At 71.0% G+C, this 17,805-nt stretch carries 19 protein-coding genes and 2 pseudogenes; 7 read left to right on the top strand and 14 right to left on the bottom strand.

Annotated elements, in window-relative coordinates:
- The 3 genes and pseudogenes from ABZ260_RS26180 to ABZ260_RS26170 form a co-directional block, all read right to left on the bottom strand.
- Nucleotides 1–78: pseudogene (locus ABZ260_RS26180) on the bottom strand (aldo/keto reductase); the annotation flags it as partial.
- A gap of 478 nt (nt 79–556) precedes the next feature.
- A pseudogene (locus tag ABZ260_RS26175) lies at nt 557–1,015 on the bottom strand (ATP-dependent DNA helicase RecG); the annotation flags it as partial.
- A gap of 131 nt (nt 1,016–1,146) precedes the next feature.
- Nucleotides 1,147–2,724 (bottom strand): DAK2 domain-containing protein, encoded by a 1,578-nt coding sequence (locus tag ABZ260_RS26170; protein ID WP_355622694.1) that lies wholly within the window; start codon nt 2,722–2,724, stop codon nt 1,147–1,149.
- A gap of 355 nt (nt 2,725–3,079) precedes the next feature.
- Here ABZ260_RS26170 and rpmB point away from each other — a divergent pair, with 355 nt between their 5' ends.
- Complete coding sequence (gene rpmB / locus ABZ260_RS26165) at nt 3,080–3,265, top strand: 50S ribosomal protein L28 (protein ID WP_012894387.1); 186 nt, start codon at nt 3,080–3,082, stop codon at nt 3,263–3,265.
- 120 nt (nt 3,266–3,385) lie between these two features.
- Here rpmB and thiD read toward each other — a convergent pair whose 3' ends face one another.
- The 3 genes from thiD to ABZ260_RS26150 form a co-directional block, all read right to left on the bottom strand.
- Nucleotides 3,386–4,186 (bottom strand): bifunctional hydroxymethylpyrimidine kinase/phosphomethylpyrimidine kinase, encoded by an 801-nt coding sequence (gene thiD, locus ABZ260_RS26160; RefSeq protein ID WP_355622691.1) that lies wholly within the window; start codon nt 4,184–4,186, stop codon nt 3,386–3,388.
- Between the two features lie 376 nt (nt 4,187–4,562).
- Nucleotides 4,563–5,462, bottom strand: coding sequence for a hypothetical protein (locus ABZ260_RS26155; RefSeq protein WP_355622688.1), 900 nt, complete (start codon nt 5,460–5,462; stop codon nt 4,563–4,565).
- A 225-nt stretch (nt 5,463–5,687) separates the two neighbouring features.
- Nucleotides 5,688–6,644, bottom strand: a complete 957-nt coding sequence (locus tag ABZ260_RS26150) for a thiamine-phosphate kinase (RefSeq protein WP_355564193.1) — start codon at nt 6,642–6,644, stop codon at nt 5,688–5,690.
- A 51-nt stretch (nt 6,645–6,695) separates the two neighbouring features.
- Here ABZ260_RS26150 and ABZ260_RS26145 point away from each other — a divergent pair, with 51 nt between their 5' ends.
- Entirely contained in the window at nt 6,696–6,929 is a 234-nt protein-coding gene (locus ABZ260_RS26145; RefSeq protein WP_350949356.1) for an Lrp/AsnC ligand binding domain-containing protein, read from the top strand.
- Nucleotides 6,930–6,957: 28 nt separating this feature from the next.
- The gene (locus ABZ260_RS26140; protein WP_355622685.1) at nt 6,958–7,404 is read left to right on the top strand and encodes a DUF3515 domain-containing protein; all 447 of its coding nucleotides are present in this window, start codon (nt 6,958–6,960) and stop codon (nt 7,402–7,404) included.
- On the opposite strand, the gene ABZ260_RS26135 is transcribed toward ABZ260_RS26140, so the two are convergent.
- The 4 genes from ABZ260_RS26135 to ABZ260_RS26120 form a co-directional block, all read right to left on the bottom strand.
- Complete coding sequence (locus ABZ260_RS26135; RefSeq protein WP_355622682.1) at nt 7,387–8,496, bottom strand: D-alanine--D-alanine ligase family protein; 1,110 nt, start codon at nt 8,494–8,496, stop codon at nt 7,387–7,389. The genes ABZ260_RS26140 and ABZ260_RS26135 overlap by 18 nt on opposite strands.
- A gap of 50 nt (nt 8,497–8,546) precedes the next feature.
- Nucleotides 8,547–9,773, bottom strand: a complete 1,227-nt coding sequence (locus ABZ260_RS26130) for an aminotransferase class I/II-fold pyridoxal phosphate-dependent enzyme (RefSeq protein WP_355622679.1) — start codon at nt 9,771–9,773, stop codon at nt 8,547–8,549.
- A 16-nt stretch (nt 9,774–9,789) separates the two neighbouring features.
- The gene (locus ABZ260_RS26125) at nt 9,790–10,800 is read right to left on the bottom strand and encodes an NAD(P)H-dependent glycerol-3-phosphate dehydrogenase (RefSeq protein WP_355622676.1); all 1,011 of its coding nucleotides are present in this window, start codon (nt 10,798–10,800) and stop codon (nt 9,790–9,792) included.
- 292 nt (nt 10,801–11,092) lie between these two features.
- Nucleotides 11,093–11,806: a lysophospholipid acyltransferase family protein gene (locus ABZ260_RS26120; RefSeq protein ID WP_355622673.1), complete on the bottom strand. Its 714-nt coding sequence runs from the start codon at nt 11,804–11,806 to the stop codon at nt 11,093–11,095.
- 67 nt (nt 11,807–11,873) lie between these two features.
- Between ABZ260_RS26120 and cofC the strand changes: the two genes are divergently transcribed.
- The gene (gene cofC / locus ABZ260_RS26115) at nt 11,874–12,569 is read left to right on the top strand and encodes a 2-phospho-L-lactate guanylyltransferase (protein WP_355622670.1); all 696 of its coding nucleotides are present in this window, start codon (nt 11,874–11,876) and stop codon (nt 12,567–12,569) included.
- A gap of 44 nt (nt 12,570–12,613) precedes the next feature.
- Entirely contained in the window at nt 12,614–12,820 is a 207-nt protein-coding gene (locus tag ABZ260_RS26110) for a hypothetical protein (RefSeq protein WP_343982269.1), read from the top strand.
- A 202-nt stretch (nt 12,821–13,022) separates the two neighbouring features.
- Here ABZ260_RS26110 and ABZ260_RS26105 read toward each other — a convergent pair whose 3' ends face one another.
- The 4 genes from ABZ260_RS26105 to leuC all read right to left on the bottom strand — a co-directional run bounded on the left by ABZ260_RS26105 (nt 13,023) and on the right by leuC (nt 15,693).
- Nucleotides 13,023–13,322, bottom strand: a complete 300-nt coding sequence (locus ABZ260_RS26105; protein WP_350914785.1) for an HU family DNA-binding protein — start codon at nt 13,320–13,322, stop codon at nt 13,023–13,025.
- A 161-nt stretch (nt 13,323–13,483) separates the two neighbouring features.
- Nucleotides 13,484–13,738, bottom strand: coding sequence for a hypothetical protein (locus tag ABZ260_RS26100; RefSeq protein WP_350914783.1), 255 nt, complete (start codon nt 13,736–13,738; stop codon nt 13,484–13,486).
- Nucleotides 13,717–14,304 (bottom strand): 3-isopropylmalate dehydratase small subunit, encoded by a 588-nt coding sequence (leuD, locus tag ABZ260_RS26095; RefSeq protein ID WP_355622666.1) that lies wholly within the window; start codon nt 14,302–14,304, stop codon nt 13,717–13,719. Before leuD ends, ABZ260_RS26100 begins: the two co-directional genes overlap by 22 nt.
- Before the next feature lie 12 nt (nt 14,305–14,316).
- The gene (gene leuC / locus ABZ260_RS26090; protein WP_355622663.1) at nt 14,317–15,693 is read right to left on the bottom strand and encodes a 3-isopropylmalate dehydratase large subunit; all 1,377 of its coding nucleotides are present in this window, start codon (nt 15,691–15,693) and stop codon (nt 14,317–14,319) included.
- A 70-nt stretch (nt 15,694–15,763) separates the two neighbouring features.
- Between leuC and ABZ260_RS26085 the strand changes: the two genes are divergently transcribed.
- Both ABZ260_RS26085 and ABZ260_RS26080 read left to right on the top strand, forming a co-directional pair.
- Nucleotides 15,764–16,480 carry an IclR family transcriptional regulator gene (locus tag ABZ260_RS26085; RefSeq protein ID WP_030913609.1) on the top strand — a complete coding sequence of 239 codons (717 nt, stop codon included), beginning with the start codon at nt 15,764–15,766 and terminating at the stop codon, nt 16,478–16,480.
- Nucleotides 16,481–16,559: 79 nt separating this feature from the next.
- On the top strand, nt 16,560–17,805 hold a 1,246-nt coding region (locus ABZ260_RS26080; RefSeq protein WP_355622660.1), incomplete at its 3' end, for a hypothetical protein.

The following is a 17,805-nucleotide window of genomic DNA, read 5'->3' as shown; positions in this document are numbered from 1 at the left end:
CTTGCCCGCGCGGACCACGTCGTGCAGGGCCTCCATGGTCTCCTCGATCGGGGTTTCCGGGTCCCAGCGGTGGATCTTGGAGCATCGCCCGCAGCGCGACGACGGTCTTGCCCGCCCCGACCTCGCCCTGGAGCAGCCGGTGCATGGGGTGGGCCATGGCCAGATCGGCCGCGACCTCCTCGCCCACCTCACGCTGCCCCTCGGTCAGCTCGAACGGCAGCCGCTTGTCGAAGTCGGCGAGCAGCCCGTCGGAGATCGCGGGCCTGGGGGTGGCGGGCCAGGAGGCCGCGGCCATCCGGCGCTGCAGCAGCACCGCCTGGAGCAGGAACGCCTCGTCGAACCTGAGCCGCTTGCGCGCCCTGGCCACGTCGGCGTGGTCGCGTGGCCGGTGAACGGTCAGCAGCGCGTCCGACAGACCGGGGAGCCGGTGCCGGGCGCGCAACTCCTCGGGAAGCGGGTCGTCGAGCTCGCCCATCGTGTCGAGGACGACGCCCAGCGCCCTGCGGATGGCCCAGGGCGTCACGTCCTTGCCCGCCGGGTAGATCGGCACGAGCGCGGCGGCGAACTCCTCGGCCCCCGTCTCGTTCTCCTCGATCATCTCGAACTCGGGGTGGGAGAGCTGCCACTTGCGCTTCTCGCCCTGGCCGAAGGCGCCGACCTTCCCGGCGAACATGCCGCGCCTGCCCGGCCGCAGCCGCGTCTCCGCGATGTGGGACGCCTTCCCGAAGAACGACAGGTAGATCTTGCTACGGCGGGCGTCGACGACCTCGACCTCCAGCCAGGTGCCGCCCTTGTTCCGCATCGGCCTGCGCATCGCCCTGGTGACCTCGCCCACCACCGTGACGTGCTCGTCGACCCGCAGGTCGTCGAGGTCGGTCAGCTCACCCCGCTCGGCGTAGCGCCGCGGGTAGTGCCGCAGCAGGTCGCCGACGGTGCGCAGGTCGAGAACGCTCTCCAGCAACCTGGCGGTTTTGGGGTCCAGTGCCTTCGCCAGCGGCTCGTCGAAGCTCGTCACCACAGCTTTCTACCGTGTGCGGGAGACAGAAACCGCCCGGCCCACGGAACGGTTCACCCGCGTCGCCCGCGAACGTCACCGGCAGGCGCGCCTGACGCCGGGCCTCGCGACGCCCTCATCGGACACCGGCCTCATTCGACGCCGATGAGCAGTGGGTAGCCGCCCTGGCCGCCCTCGTACAGAACCACCTCGATGTCCGGCCTGGTCTCGGCCAGATGGTCCAGCACCGCGCGCGCGAGCCCCTCGGGGGCGTTGACGCCCTCCAGAACGGTCACCAACTCGCTGCTGGAGGACACCATGCGGCCCACGACCTCCAGGGCGGTGGCCTCGAGATCCCCGCCGATCAGCGCGGCGTCCCCGTCGACCACTCCCAGGACGTCACCGGGCCCGGCCAGGCCCGCGCTCGTCATGACCTCGCGGTCGGCCACCCAGACGTGCCCGTGGCGGGTGTGCGCGGCGGCCTCGGTCATGGCCACCACGTCGTCGTCGAAGCGGCGCAGCGGATCGTGCACGGCCAGCGCCGACAGGCCCTGCACCGAGGCCCTGGTCGGGAGTACGCCGACCACCAGGCCCTCCTCCCTGGCCATCTCCGCGGCGGCGGCGGCGACCTCACGCGTCCCGCTGTCGTTGGGCAGGACCACGACCTCCGAGCCGGCCTCGCGAATGGCGGCGAGCACCGCCGCCAGCGGCGGGCTGGAGCCCGGCTCGCGGCGGACGACCACGGCCCCCGACTCCTCGAACAGCGCGGCCAGCGCGGGTCCCGCCGCCACGGCCACCACTCCCCTGCCCCGCGCGGCCGGGTGGGTCCTGCCCGAGCCGACCAGATACGTCACCCTGATCCGGTGGGGCCGCCCCAGCCGGACCGCCGCCTCGATCGCCGCGCCCGCGTCGTCCACGTGGACGTGCACGTTCCACAGGTCGTCCCCACCCACGATCACCAGCGACTCGCCGAGCGCGTCGAGTTCCGCGCGGAGCGCCGCGACCTGTGCCGCCCCGGCCTCCAGGAGATACATGACCTCGTAGCCGGGCCCGTCCGCACTCTCCTCCGCGACCTCCGCGCCGATCCGGTGGGCCGGGGCGGGGATGTCCACCCGCTCGGTGTAGGAGTCGGCGACGATCGCGGCGAGGCTCTCCAGGATGATCGTCCACCCCGCGCCGCCCGCGTCGACCACCCCGTTGCGGGCCAGCACGCCGAGTTGCCCGGGGGTACGGCGGAGCGCGGAGCGCGCCTCCTCGGCCGCCCTTCTCGCGATCGAGACGAGATCTCCCCGGCCGTCGCGCACCGCCGCGGCCACCGCGGTCAGGACACTCAGGATCGTGCCCTCGACCGGCCTGGCCACCGCGGCACGGGCCAGCTCGGCGGCTCTGACCAGGCCACGGCAGAGGTCCGTGCCGCGCCCCTCGGTCTCCCTGAACACCTCGGCGAGGCCGCGCAGCGCCTGGCTGACGATCACCCCGGAGTTGCCCCGCGCGCCGAGCAGCGCTCCCTGCGCGAGCGCCTGCCAGGTGGCCGCCGTCCCCGCGTCCGCGGGCAGCCCGTCGAGCGCCTCGGCCGCGGAGAGCATGGTCAGGTGCAGGTTGGTGCCGGTGTCGCCGTCGGGCACCGGGAAGACGTTGAGCGCGTCGATCTCCTCGCGCGCCTTCCCCAGCGTCTCCGCGGCCAGCCGCGACCACCTCCGCACCGAGGGCGGGTCGAGAACCTGCAGCATTCCTGCCCTCCTGCTCCTGCTCGCGCCCGCCGGGCGCCCTCACCGATCTCCCGGGCAGGTCCCGGCGCCGCGACCGGCATGCCGTCACCGGCGGCTCCCCGTCCGCACAGCCCGGCCGGCCCCGATCTCACCGGCTGATCGTCGCCCGCCGGACGCGACCCGCCATGGCGCGTCCCGGGATGCGCTACGGTTGCCTCCGGAGATTATCCCCGTTCGACCGTTCACGGCGGCTCACGTTCGCCTGTAGGGCCGAACATCGGGTATCCTCGTGTGGCCAGCCGGTCGTCCCGGCATGCCCGATGACCGCCCGCCAGTGCGGCGGATCGAGCCTCTCGACTGATCTAAGGAGCGAACCGTGGCTTCCGTCTGCGACGTTTGCGCTAAGAAGCCGACCTTCGGCAACAACGTCTCCCACTCGCACCGCCGCACCCGCCGCCGCTGGAACCCGAACATCCAGCCCGTGCGCGCAGTGGTGAACGGCACGCCGAAGCGGCTGAACGTTTGCACCTCCTGCATCAAGGCCGGCAAGGTCACCCGCTAGTCGGACTTCCGCGAAGCCCGCCGTCCCCTCGACGGGGCGGCGGGCTTCGCCGTTCCCAACGGGTTCCGAGCCGTCCTTGGCGGGCTCCGCCAAGGACGGCTCGGAGCGGGTCCTCCGTGCTCAGCGGGAGCGCAGGCGCCAGGCGTGGTCCACCGGGCCGATGCCGGCCCCCAGCGGGAAGCCGTGCTCGATCGCGCCGGTGACGTACACCTTCGCCTTCTCCACGGCGGCGGGGACGTCCTCGCCGAGGGCCAGGTGGGAGGCTATCGCGGAGGCCAGGGTGCAGCCCGTGCCGTGGGTGTGCCGGTTGTCGTGGCGCTCCGCGGTGAAGCGGAACTCCCGGGTGCCGTCGGTCAGCAGATCGACAGGAGCCCCGGGAAGGTGGCCGCCCTTGATGAGCGCCCACTCGGGCCCGAGCGCCAGGACCGCGTCGGCGGCCCGGCGCAGGTCGGCTTCGTCGGTGACCTTCACTCCGGTGAGCTGGAGAACCTCCCACAGGTTGGGGGTGACCACCGTGGCCGTGCGCAGCAGGCTCGACTTGACCGTCTCCACCGCCTCGGGGGCGAGGAGCGTGTCACCGTGCTTGGAGACTCCCACCGGATCGACCACGACGGGCACATCCAGCCCTGCCAGCACCTCGGCGACCGTCTCCACCAGTACGGGCGAGGCGAGCATGCCGGTCTTGACCGCCTGGGCACCGATGTCACCGAGCACCGAGTCGAGCTGGGCACGGACCGCCTCCGGGGGAAGCTCCCAGTAGCCCTGCACGCCCACCGAGTTCTGGGCGGTCACCGCGGCGATCACGCTCATGCCGTGGACGCCGAGGGCCAGCATGGTCTTCAGGTCGGCCTGGATGCCCGCACCGCCTCCGGAGTCGGAGCCGGCGACGGTCAGCACGCGAGGGGGAGCCAGAACGGTCATGCCCCCATCCAACCAGCCCCGCGCCGACCGGCTGAGCGCCCCCTGCCCACTCCCCGCCACTCCTCGGCCGCGCAGAGCCGCGACGGCACCGGCTCGGGCGCGAGACCCGACCGGACCAGCGACCGGATCACGGGCCGGAACCACAGGCCGGAACCACGGGCCGAAATCACAGGCCGGATCGGGCGATCGGGGCCGGGCCGGCGGCTGGACCACAGACCGGGTCACAGACCGGAACCACAGGCCGGAACCACCGGCCGAAATCACAGGCCGGATCGGGCGATCAGGGCCGGGCCGGCGGCTGGACCACAGACCGGGTCACAGACCGGAAGCACCGGCCGGATCGGGCGACGGCACCGGCTCGGTCCGGGACGCCGGGTCAGACGACGGCGCACTCTCCCCTGTCGCTCTGACAGGTCTCCGGAATCTCCGCGTCACCGCTCGCGGTGAAGACGACGACGAGCTCCTCGCCTGCCTGCAGACCCTCCGGCGAGTCGATCACCAGGCTGTCGTCGAGTTGCTCCCAGTCGGCTCCGCTCACCGAGGAGACCGTCCCGTTGACCGGCACGCTCACCTTCAGGTTCTCGACGCTCTCGTCCGCGGCGACCACGAGCTTGACCGTGTACGACTGTGCCCTGCTCCGCACGAGGGCGGCGCCTACCATGATCATGGCGCCCCCCGCGGCGGGCACGGGCGCCTCGAAGGTGTCGGTGGGCACGGGGGCGGGCGCCGTGGTGCTCGGGGACTGCTCGGGGGCGGGTGTTCGGTGGTTACCGACGATGAGGGGCTCGGAGGTGGGCGTGGGCTCCGGCTCGTCGGTGGGCGACGGCTCGTCGGAGGCCCGGGGCTCGCGGGTGGCCTTTCTCGTCGCGGTGGGCTTGGGGGTGGAGGTGACCCCGCCTCCCGCGCGGGTGGAGGTGGGAGTCGGGGTGGGCGTGGCCTCCGCCGTCTCGTCACCCGTCTCCTCGGGCTCGTCGGCCGGTACGGGTTCCTCGGTGAGCTCGGTCCCACCGACGGGGTCGGGCCGCGGTTCCGGCTGGTTCGACGCCGCCGTGGCACAACCGGCGGGCGGGCAGTCGGCGGCGGAACCCTCGGAGCCGGCCAGCGCCCGGATCCCGAACACGGTCCCGCCGAGCACCACCGCCACCGCGGCGACGATCAGCAAGGTCGTCTTGATCCGTCCGCCGGACCTCTCCTCGTCCTCGGGCCACGTGACGGACGGCTCGGACTCCGACGTCCATCCCGAACCCAGGAAACCCGTCTGGGTCTCGGTGATCATCGACTCCTCGGGACGGAGCCGGCGCCCGATCGGCTCGTCCCCGTGACCGGGTGCCGGAGCGGGCTCCGGCCGGCGTTTCCCCCGGTCCGGGGAAGCCGCTTCCCCGTTTCCACCATGGCGGCCCATATCGCCCCTTTCTCGGAGGGAATCTCGACCGCCCAACTTCATACCAGTTCAATAACCGTTTGTCGCAATTTCCGCAGATGTAACAACGAGTGGTAAAGGTCACTCCCGGAAGTGGTCCCAGCCTCCACGGTCCAGCAGCAGGCCTTTGACCTGCACTCCCTCACCCTCGATGACATGACCCACCACGTTCCAGCCCTCCGGGAGCCGTACCCGGTCCGGGAAGGTCGCGGCGAGGGCGTGGTCGTCGCCGCCGGAGAGCACCCACTCCAGCGGGTCCGTGCCGAGCAGCCGGGCGGCCTCCCGCATCACCGGCGGGACGTCGAACGCCTCCGGGTCGAGCACGAGCGCGGTTCCGGCCGCGGCCGCCACGTGGCCGAGATCCTGGAGCAGGCCGTCGCTCACGTCGAGCATGGCGGTGGCACCCAGCGCGGCGGCCTCGGGGCCGCGCGGGTAGGGAGGGCACGGACGGCGGTGGGCGTCGATCAGCTCCACCGGCCCGGCCAGCCCCGCACGGAGCAGCGCGAGGCCCGCGGCGGCGTACCCGAGGCGGCCCGCGACCGCGACCACGTCACCGGGCCGGGCCCCCGATCTGGTGACCGGCGCCCGGCCGCCCAGGTCGCCGAGGGCGGTGACGGCGATCACGACGAGATCGCAGCGGGTGATGTCGCCGCCCACCACGCTGGCGCCGACGAGGTCGCACTCGTCGCGGAAGCCGTCCGTGAGATCGTCCAGCCAGCCGGTGGCGGCGTCGGCGGGCAGCCCGAGGCCGACCACGAGGCCGGTGGGGTCGGCTCCCATCGCCACGACGTCCGAGAGATTCTGCGCCGCGGCCTTGCGCCCGATGTCGTAGCCGCTGGACCAATCACGGCGGAAGTGCCTACCCTCAAGTAACAGGTCAGTCGTCACGACGACCCGCCCATCGGGAGCGCTCACCACCGCGGCGTCGTCCCCGGGACCGAGCAATACGGTCCCTCCCTGTGGCAAGCGTCCGGCAATACGTGCAACAACCCCGAATTCGCCGAGATCTCCGACTGTGATGACACACCTCCCGTTCATCACAGGGTACGGTGGCCCTTCGGCACTGATCCAATCGCCCCGGAGGTCGTTGTGGTGCAGGCCTACATCCTTATTCAGACCGAGGTCGGCAAGGCCGCGAACGTGGCTTCGGAGATCTCCGGCATCTCTGGTGTCACCCAGGCCGAGGACGTCACCGGGCCCTACGACGTGATAGTGCGGGCGGAGGCCCGCAACGTCGATGAGCTGGGAAAGCTCGTGGTGGCGCAGATTCAGGGTGTGGAGGGGATCACGCGTACACTGACGTGTCCCATCGTCCACATCTGAGTCCGTATCTGACCGTCGGGAACGTGACATGCCATTGCGGTTCATCCGCCTGGCGGGGTGCGCCTGCGCCCTGCTGATCCTGGCGGGATGCGGTGGCGCCGTCCGGGTCGAGCCGCCCGTCCCCGAGGGGCCCGTCGCCGCCGCGTGCCAGGCGCTCGCCGAGCGGCTCCCGCGGAGGCTCGACGGCGCGGACCGGGTCGAGTCCACCCCCGCCTCCCCCTACGTCGCCGTGTGGGGGCAGGGCCGCATCGCCCTGCGCTGCGGAGTGCCGCGGCCGGTGACCATGTCGCCCACCGACCAGGTTCCCGAGATCAACGAAGTGGCGTGGTACGCCGACCCGGCCCGACCGACGCTGTTCACGTCGATCGGCAGGGCGGCCTACGTCGAGGTGACGGTCGCGCGGGAGCACATCCCGCAGAGCGTGCTGGCCGATCTCGCGGCACCGATCAAGGCAGCGCTACCGCAGACCGGGTGAGCGACGCAGCGCGAGCTGGATCAGCCGGTCGACCAGCTCCGGGTAGGGCACCCCGGTGGCGGCCCAGAGCTGCGGCGCGACCGACATCGCGGTGAAGCCGGGCATGGTGTTGATCTCGTTGACGATCAGTCGCCCGTCGGTGGTGTAGAAGAAGTCGACCCGCGACAGGCCCTCACAGCCCAGCGCCTCGAAGGCGCGCACGGCCATCGCCCGCAGCTGCTCGGCCGTCTCCTCGGGGATGTCCGCGGGCACCGACAGGGACATGTCATCCCCGATGTACTTGGCCTCGAAGTCGAAGAACTCATGGTCTCCGTGGACCAGTACCTCACCGGGCATGCTGGCGCGGGGCGCCTCGTCGCCCGGCGACTCCAGCACGGCGCACTCGATCTCGCGGCCGATGATCGCGGCCTCGACCAGCACCTTGGGGTCGTGCTCGCGGGCGAACTCGATGGCCCGCTCGAGCTCCTCCAGGTCGGCGGCCTTGGAGATGCCCTGGCTGGACCCGGCGCGGGCGGGCTTGACGAAGACCGGCCAGCCGAGCTCCTGGACCTCCTTGAGCACCCGGCCGCGGTCGGTCCGCCAGTCGCGGTCGCGGATCGCGACATACGGCCCGACGGGCAGGCCCGAGGCGGCGAGGACCATCTTCATGTACACCTTGTCCATGCCGACGGAGCTGGCCAGCACCCCGGAGCCGACATAGCGGACCCCGGCCATCTCCAGCAGCCCCTGGATGGTGCCGTCCTCGGCGAAGGGGCCGTGCATCACAGGGAAGACGACGTCGACGTGGCCGAGCTCGACGGGAATGCTGCCGGGGTCGTACGCCACCAGCGAGCCACTACCGGATGTCAGCGCCAGCGTCGCGCTCGCCGCGTCGACGGCGGGCAACTCGCCGCTCTCGATCCCGTACTGCTGCTCCCCGGAGGCGAGCACCCACCGGCCGTCCTGGGCGATCCCGATCGGGACCACCTCGTACTTGGACCTGTCGATGACCTCCAGCACGCTTCCCGCTCCGAGAATGGAGACGGCGTGCTCGGAATTGCGACCGCCGAAGACGACGGCGACCCTCGGTAGAGGTTCGTGCTGCTCACTCATGATGCCCGAATCTACCCCCTGTTAGGGGGCAATCCGGCTGTTAGACGCGCCTATCTACTCGATGCGGGTAGTGAGTCGAGTGCCTTGGTCACATCCATGATGAGATCTTCCGCGTCCTCAAGCCCGATGGAGAACCGGACGGCCGCCTCATCGATCCCCGCCGCCTCGCCGAGCCGCCGATGGGTGGTCGAGGCCACGTGCGCGGCCTTGGTGTGGATTCCTCCGGCGGAGGGGGCGATCGAGGCGAGCCTGAGGGCGTCGGCCAGGGCCACGCCGGCGTCGTAGCCGCCGCGCGGAGTGATCGTCACACAGGCGCCGTACCTGGTGCCCTCGGGCCCCGAGTCGAACAGGTGCCTGGCGAGCTGGTGTCCGGGGTGTCCCGGCAGCCCCGGGTAGTCGACCCGGCGCACGGCGGGGTGCTTGGCCACGGCCGCGGCGAAGACCATCGCGGTGGAGCACATCCTGCGGACCCGCAGCGGCAGGGTCGCGAGCCCCCGGCGGAGCAGGAAGGCGTCGTCGGGGGAGAGCGTGCCCCCGGTGTCGATCCTGACCTCGCGCAGCTGGGCGATCAGGTCGGGACGGCCCACCGCGACACCCCCGGCACAGTCGTCATGGCCGCCGAGATACGTGGTCGCGGAGTGGATCACCAGGTCGGCGCCGTGTTCCAGGGGACGGCACACGATCGGGGTGGCGAAGGTGGAGTCGACCACCAGCAGCGCCCCCGCGGCGCGGGCGATCCGGTAGAGGCCACGGATGTCGGAGACCGCCATGGTCGGGTTGGAGAGCGTCTCCGCATAGATGATCTTCGTGTTGGGCCTGATCGCCGCCTGCACCCTGGTCAGGTCGTCGTAGCCGACGAAGTCCACGCCGACCCCGAACCTGGACAGCACGTTGGTGATCAGCGAGTGGGTCCCGCCGTACAGCGGGGTGGGCGCCACGAGGTGCGCGCCCGCGCGCAGGAACGTCATCAGGACGGCGTTGACGGCGGCCATCCCCGAGGCGAACGCCTGCCCGGCCACGTCCTCGGGCGCCGCGGCCCCCTCCAAAGAGGCCACCGCCGAGGCGAACGCGGCGGTGGTGGGGTTGTCGATCCGGCCGTAGGCGTGGCCGGAACCCTTCACCTCCAGCACCTCGGCGTACTCGGCGGAGTCGCCGAAACCCCAGGCGGAGCTGCGCCACACGGGAAGGCCGAGGGGTCTATGCGGGGGCGGCTCGGGAGCCGGCAAGTGCACCGACCGGGTGTTCTCCCCCCTGCGCCTGCGCATCCGTCTGTTCATGGGCCACACCGTGTCTTCACAGGCCGTACCGTTCCGGCTTGGGAGTCCGCGACATCAGGAGCACCGCGGCCTCGCTGGGAGGCATTGCGTCATGGACGACGGCCACCACCACTTCGGTGATCGGCATCTCCACGTCGTGCTTTCTGGCCAGTTCGAGCACCGACTCGCAGGATTTGACCCCCTCGGCGGTCTGTTTCGTGGCGGCGATGACCTCGGCCAGGGTCATGCCCCGCCCCAGATTCTCCCCGAAAGTACGGTTCCGCGACAATGGGGAGGTACAGGTCGCCACCAGATCGCCCATGCCCGCCAGCCCCGCGAAGGTGTGCGGGTCCGCGCCGAGTACCGTGCCCAGCCTGGAGATCTCGGCCAGCCCGCGCGTCATCAGCATCGCCCCGACGTTGTCGCCCAGCCCCATCCCCGCCGAGATGCCGACCGCGAGGGCGATCACGTTCTTGACGGCCCCGCCGAGTTCGACCCCCACGACGTCGGGGTTGGTGTAGGGGCGGAACCAGGGCGGCAGGTAGCAGGCCTCCTGGAGGCGCTCCATCGCCCGCTCGTCGGTGCAGGCGACCACGGTGGCGGCGGGCTGGCCCCGGACGATCTCCCCGGCCAGGTTGGGCCCCGACACCACCGCGACCCGCTCCTGGGGCACCCCGGCGACCTCGCAGATCACCTCGCTCATCCGCTTGGTGGTGCCCAGTTCGATGCCCTTCATCAGGCTGACCAGCACCGCCTCAGGCGGCAGGTCCGGCTTCCAGCGGGTCAGGTTCTCCCTCAGGGTCTGGGAGGGCACCGCGAGCACCACGAAGTCGGCGCCGTCGAGAGCCTCGGCCGGGTCGGTCGTGGCGCGCAGCGTCTCGGGCAGCGCCGCGCCCGGCAGGTAGACGGGGTTCTCGTGCCGCCGGTCGATCGCCTCGACGACCTCCGCACTGCGGCCCCACAGGATCGTCCGGGTGCCCGCCCCCGCGAGGATCATGCTGAAGGTCGTTCCCCACGAACCCGTGCCGAATACAGCCGCCTTGGTCATCGGTTCTCCTTGGGCGTGGAAACCTCCGCCTCCGGGCGGGGGAGAAAACGCGGCGCGATGCCGTACGGTTCGGTACCGTGTCCGGCGGTGGCGATAACCGGGCCACTACGAGCGTGACCGGCTAGGTCCTCACCGCCGGGCTGGCGGAGAGGTGAAACGCCTGTGGAGCTGGTGTAGGACCTCAAGGGATTTCTCCTGGCGGGCGACCGGCGGTGAATCAGGAACTCTCACGGGCGACCGTGGGAATCCCCTCCCTTCGAGGAGGGGAGGATGTCAACACCGTACGCCGAAGTCAGTTGTCGGAAGGTCGCTTGAACGGCGCCTTGGGCGCCTTCTCCCCGCGGAGTTCGGCCAGCTGGGCCGTGATCGCAGACATGATGTCGGCGGTCGCGGAGCGCAGCACGTCGGCCTGGAGCGGCTGTCCCTGGTACTTCGACAGGTCGACCGGTGGCCCGGTCAGCACGCGGAAGGTCTTGCGCGGCAGCAGGCGGGGTCTTCTGGCACCGTACGGCAGGATCTCCTGGGCCCCCCAGTGCGCGACGGGGATCACCGTCGCGCCGGTCTCCAGAGCCAGCCTGGCCGCGCCGGTCTTGCCCTCCATCGGCCAGAGGTCCGGGTCGCGGGTGCAGGTGCCCTCCGGATAGAACATCACGCACGCCCCGGCGGCGAACCGGCGCCGTGACTCCTCCAGCGAGCGCCCCGCGTCAGAGCTCCCCCGGTAGACGGGAATGACCTGGAGCGCCCTCAGCAGAGGACCGAGCAGCGGCACCGAGAAGAGACCCGATTTGGCCAGGATCACCGGCCAGCGGCCGTTGTTGTAGAGGAAGTGCGAGATGAGGATCGGATCCAGCCACGACAGGTGGTTGGTCGCCACGATGATCCCGCCCGTCCTGGGCAACCGGTCGCTGCGACGCCAGTCCTTCCTGACCAGGAGCCATGAGATCGGCTTGACGATCGCGACGGCGAAGGCGACCCAGAATCGCGAGGGCCAGCCGGGGCGTCTCATGGGCTCCTCCGTATGAGCGGTTTGCGCACTAAGTCTCCCGGTTGGCTCCCCGGGATGTCGAGGCGGGATGCTTAACGCTATGGCTGCTCAGGAAAGTTCCGCCTGGACCCTTGTCGTCCCGGTCAAAACGCTGGTCGCCGCCAAGACCCGCCTGTCCGCGGCGGCGGGCCCGCACCGGGCCGCGCTGGCCGTGGCGATCGCCTGTGACACCGTCGAGGCGGCGCTGAGGTGCGCGCTCGTCACGCGGGTGGTCGTGGTGACGGGTGACCCCGTGGCCGCCGAGGCGCTCGGCGGGGTCGGCGCGCACGTGGTCGGCGACCCGGAGGCGGGGCTGAACGCCGCCCTGCGGCACGGTGCCCTGGAAGCGGTACGGCTGGCGCCCGGCGACGCCGTCGGCGCCCTCCAGGCCGACCTCCCCGCCCTCCGCCCCGCGGAACTGGCCCGCGTGCTGACCGCCGCCGCGGAGTTCGACCAGATGTTCCTGCCCGACGCCTCCGAGATCGGCACGACCTTCTACGGCGTACGGCCCGGCGTGCCGTTCACGCCGGGGTTCGGCGGCGAGTCGCGGGACCGGCACCTGCGGCGCGGCGCCAAGGAGCTCTGCGTGGCGGGGGTGGAGTCGGTCCGCCATGACGTGGACACCCCGGACGATCTCCGTCGGGCGCTGGTCCTGGGCGTCGGCCCCCGCACGCTGGCCATGGCGGAAAGGATCGCGGTGTCCGGCGGGTCTTCGCAGCCGGAGGAACGCGACAGGGACCGATAGCCCCGATTCGGGCGGGATTCCCGTCCGGAGGCTACCCTGGGCGTGTGCAGGCGACGGTGCGGAGCTTCGAGGAGGCGACCCGGTCGGGGTCGGTCTTCCTGGACGACGGGACCGAGATCCCGTTCGGCGCGGCGGCGTTCGACGCGGGGCCGCTCCGGCTGCTCAGGGCGGGTCAGCGGGTCAACATCGTCATGAACGGCGACGACGTCTCCTACATCACCCTCTCGACCTTCCCCGTACCCGGCCGGTGAGGCGGCCGGGAAACCGGCTTCCCCGACGGACCTGAGCCGAAATCATCTCCGCGGCGCCCGCCGGCGAATCCGGTGAACGTGGCCGAACACCGCACGGGGCACTTTCGGCGGCCCCGGCCGGGGATCTGGATCCGGTCGGCGCCGGCCGGGAAGCCGGACGCCCGGGCTCCCGCTTCGGGAGTCCGGGCGCCTAGGCCGAAGCCTATTTCTTCTTCGCTGCCTTCTTGCCGCCGTTGTTGACGAGTTCCTTGAAGTCGGAACCGGGCCGGAATTTCGGCCCCCAACTCTCGGCGACGTGGATCTCGGCACCCGTCGAGGGGTTACGGGCGGTGCGGGCCGGCTTGTGCACCATCTCAAAGGCACCGAACCCCGTGATCGAGACCTTGTCACCACTCGCGACAGTGGCCTGGATCGTGTCGAGCACCGCGTTCACGGCTTCGGTGGCCGTCTTCTTGTCGCCCACCCGATCCGCGATGGCGTCGACGAGTTCCTTTTTGTTCATAAGGTTGCTCCCCCTGCTTACCGATGTCCGGGAGTGGGTCACGGGGCAGAAAACCCGTCTCACCCGATTTGTCACGGCGAGGGGTCTCATCACAGATCTCATCAACGATCACGATGAGAAACCCCCTGCTCGCTTGAAATTAGGGGACGGAGCCGTATGACTCAATCACCTTCCGCAATGTTTCCAGTGCTCGGCGTATCTGAAACCAAGACATCAATACTGAGAAGGAACAAATCAAGACGCCCTGTGGCGTGATCGAGGTCGCGCTTGGCCATATCGCAGATGGCCAGCAGACGCCTGGTGAGACGTTTTCTCTCCTCGACGGAGACATGCAGGGACCGGACGCGGCGGTGCGCCTCGCGCAGCCGCCACGCCAGCTCGTCCTCTGAACTCGTCAGACGGTCGTCGGCAGCCATGGCTGCCGACCATTCTCGTATGTCCCGATGGCATCGGCGTTGCGCAGGGTCAGCCCGATGTCGTCCAGGCCCTCCATCAACCGCCAGCGCGTGTAGTCGTCGATCTCGAAGGCGGCGGCCTCCGCGCCCCAGCGGACCTGGCGTCCCGCCAGGTCAACGGTGATCTCAAGGGTCGGGTCCGCCTCGACCGCGGCCTGCAGCGCCTCGACGATCCCGCCCGGCAGGACGACCGGGAGCAGGCCCATCTTGGTGGAATTATTACGGAAGATGTCTCCGAAACGGGCCGCGATCACGACGCGGAAGCCGTACTGCTGCAGGGCCCAGACCGCGTGCTCGCGGGAGGAGCCGGTGCCGAAGTCGGGGCCGGCCAGCAGGATCGTGGCGCCCTCGTGAACGGGGTCGTTCAGGACGAAGCCGGGGTCCTCGCGCCAGGCGGAGAACAGGCCCTTCTCGAACCCGGTCCTGCTGACCTGCTTGAGCCAGACGGCGGGGATGATCTGGTCGGTGTCCACGTTGCTGCGGCGCAGCGGCACGGCCCGGCCGGTGTGGGTGGTGAACGCTTCCATCGCGAGGACTCCTTACAGGTCGGCGGGCGCGGTGAGTTTGCCGGTGACGGCGGTCGCGGCGGCGACCTGCGGGGACACGAGGTGGGTACGGCCGCCCTTGCCCTGCCGTCCCTCGAAGTTGCGGTTGGAGGTCGAGGCGCTGCGCTCGCCGGGGGCGAGGGTGTCGGGGTTCATCCCCAGGCACATGGAACAGCCGGCCTCGCGCCATTCGGCGCCCGCGGCCTTGAAGACCTCGTGCAGCCCCTCCTGCTCGGCCTGGAGCTTGACCAGCATCGAACCGGGCACGATCAGCGTGCGCGTCACGACCTGGCGCCCGCGCAGCACCTCGGCCGCGGCACGCAGGTCCTCCAGCCTGCCGTTGGTGCAGGAGCCCACGAAGACCGTGTCGACCTTGACCTCGCGGAGCGGGGTGCCCGCGGTCAGGCCCATGTACTCCAGGGCACGCGCGGCGGCGGCCGGGTCGTCGGTGTCCTCCGGACGGGGCACGGACGTGCCCAGCGGGGCGCCCTGGCCCGGGTTGGTGCCCCAGGTGACGAACGGGGTCAGCGTCGTGGCGTCGATCTCCACGACGGCGTCGAAGGCCGCGTCCTCGTCGCTGACCAGCGACTTCCAGTACTCGACCGCGGCGTCCCAGTCGGCGCCGGACGGCGCGTGGGGACGGCCCTTGAGATATTCGAAGGTGGTCTCGTCCGGGGCGATCATGCCCGCGCGGGCACCCGCCTCGATGGACATGTTGCAGACCGTCATCCGGCCCTCCATGGAGAGCTTGCGGATGGCCTCGCCCCGGTACTCGACGATGTAGCCCTGGCCGCCGCCGGTGCCGATCTTGGCGATGATCGCCAGGATCAGGTCCTTGGCGGTGACGCCGGGGGGCAGCTCGCCGGAGACCTCGATGGCCATGGTCTTCGGCCGGTAGGCGGGCAGCGTCTGGGTGGCCAGCACGTGCTCCACCTCGGAGGTGCCGATGCCGAACGCGATGCCGCCGAAGGCGCCGTGGGTGGAGGTGTGAGAATCACCACACACGATCGTCATGCCGGGCTGGGTCAGACCGAACTGCGGGCCGATGATGTGGACCACGCCCTGCCCCGCGTCACCCATCGGGTGCAGCCGGACGCCGAACTCCGCACAGTTCTTACGCAGCGTCTCCACCTGCGTCCGCGACACCAGGTCGTTGATCGGACCGCGTACGGTCGGGACGTTGTGGTCCTCGGTGGCGATGGTGAGGTCGGGCCGCCTGACGGGGCGACCCGCCATGCGCAGGCCGTCGAACGCCTGCGGGCTCGTGACCTCGTGAACGAGGTGAAGGTCGATGTAGAGCAGGTCGGGTTCTCCCTCCGCATGTCGCACGACGTGCTGCTCCCAGACCTTCTCCGCGAGCGTGCGGCCCATGTCGCCTCCTTGCGATCGGCTATCCCGCACCCACTTGCTTTCTCATATGTCGAGACGGCAGTATCGGTGTATGGACAACTCTAGCGGAGTCGGCGTACTGGACAAGGCCGTCCTCGTGCTCAACGCCCTTGAAGCCGGCCCGGCGTCCCTCGCACAGCTCGTCCACGCCACCGGCCTGGCCCGCCCCACCGCCCACCGGCTGGCCGTCGCTCTGGAGCACCACCGCATCGTCTCCCGCGACACCCAGGGCCGTTTCGTCCTGGGCCCCCGCCTGTCCGAGCTGTCCACCGCCGCCGGCGAGGACAGGCTGCTGGCCGTCGCCTCACCGGTTCTCACCCAGCTGAGGGACCTGACCGGGGAGAGCGCGCAACTCTACCGGCGCCAGGGTGACGAGCGGGTCTGCGTGGCCGCCGCCGAGCGTGCCAGCGGACTGCGTGACACCGTGCCGGTCGGCTCGGCCCTGCCGATGCTCGCGGGGTCCGCGGCGCAGATCCTGCTCGCCTGGGAGGAGCCCGACCGCCTGCACCGGGGCCTGCGCGGGGCCAAGTTCACCGCGGCCACGCTCGCGAGCGTGCGGCGCAGGGGCTGGGCGCACAGCGTCGGCGAGCGCGAGCAGGGCGTGGCCAGCGTCTCGGCGCCGATCAGGGGCGCGGGCGGCAAGGTGGTCGCCGCGGTGTCGGTCTCCGGCCCGATCGAGCGTCTGACCCGCACCCCCGGCAGGCTGCACGCCGCCCCCGTGGTCACCGCCGCCGAGCGGATCACCGAGTCGATGCGCCGCGCCAACTGACCTCCGCGGCGACTGACACCGATCGACCTGTGGGCGATATGAGGAGGCGAGCACCCCTGCGGCCCCCTAGGCTGGGCAGGTGACAGATCGCATCGAGGCAGCCGCGGCTGAACTGCGTCCCCTGCTCCAGAACTTCATCCTGTGGGCGCGTGAGAACGCGCCCGGCAGCGATTCCAACCTGGTCGGCTCTGTCGCGCTATGGCACCGGCTGATCGCCTCCGACGACGTCGGCCGGTGGAGGCAGTCCGACCTGCGCACGGTTCTCCTCGATCGGATGCCCCAGGTCGTCGAGGATCCGGACGCCGCCGCCGACGGCATGGTGCCCGCGATCCGCGCCTATCTGACCTTCCTGTCGGAGTCCGACCGTCTGGCCAAGGGCTCCGCCCCGCTGGGGGACCTGCTCGCCGAGCTCGACCGCCTTGAGGACGACTTCGTCGACGCCATGGAGGATCTCGTCGTCGAGGAGGACGAGGACGACGAGTACGACGAGGAGGAGTCCGAGGGGCTCGGTGACTTCGAGCCGTTCGCCGACGAGCTCTCCGAGCTGCCGACGATCAGGCTCCGCCCGGACTCCGAGCTGGCCGAGGCCACCCGCAGGACACTCCTGATCTCCAAGGCCCGCGACCTCGCGATCTGGGTCGGCTCTGAGCGCCGGGTGGGCGAGACGAACCTGCTCGACGACACCGAGATCACCGAGGCCTTGGCCGTCCTCGGCATCCCGCTTCCCGAGAAGGGCGACAAGTCGCTGGCCGACTCCGTCCCCGCGCTCTGGAACATCTGGAACCTCGCGATCGACCTCGACTTCCTCCAGCCCGAGGGGGAGGACACGGTCAGCATCGACGCCGACACCGCGGAGTGGCCCTTCGAGGAGGACGACGACGCCCTTGACGCGTGGATGGCCGGTCTGCACTCCATCGACTACGGCGACCCGGAGCTGGCGGACGAGGAGGCCACGATCGCCCTGTCCGGGCTGACCAGGGCGCTGCTGGTCCGGGTGCTGCTGGCGACCGGTTCCAAGCCGCTGGCCGAGCTCCGCACCGAGCTGGCCGAGGCCGCCGCCGAGTACGACGACCTGGGCGCGGAGGCCTGGGCCGCCGCCACCGCGCAGTACGGCGACCCACTCAACCCGGTGCTCGACTGGCTGGCCGGGTACGGCATGGTCGAGGTCGAGCACGACCAGGTGCGGCTGACCCCGCTCGGCATGGAGGGCGTGGTCCACCTCGTGGACGAGGCCGACATCGAGCTGGACGCCCGGCCCGCCATCGACGCGATGACGGCCCTGGACCTGCTCTCCTTCGGCTCCGAGCTGCCCGAGGAGGAGGCGG

It is taken from the genome of Streptosporangium sp. NPDC006013 (assembly GCF_040614275.1).
GTDB lineage: Bacteria > Actinomycetota > Actinomycetes > Streptosporangiales > Streptosporangiaceae > Streptosporangium.
Note: the sequence above shows the minus strand (reverse complement) of the source record. Positions and strands in the feature narration are given on the sequence as shown.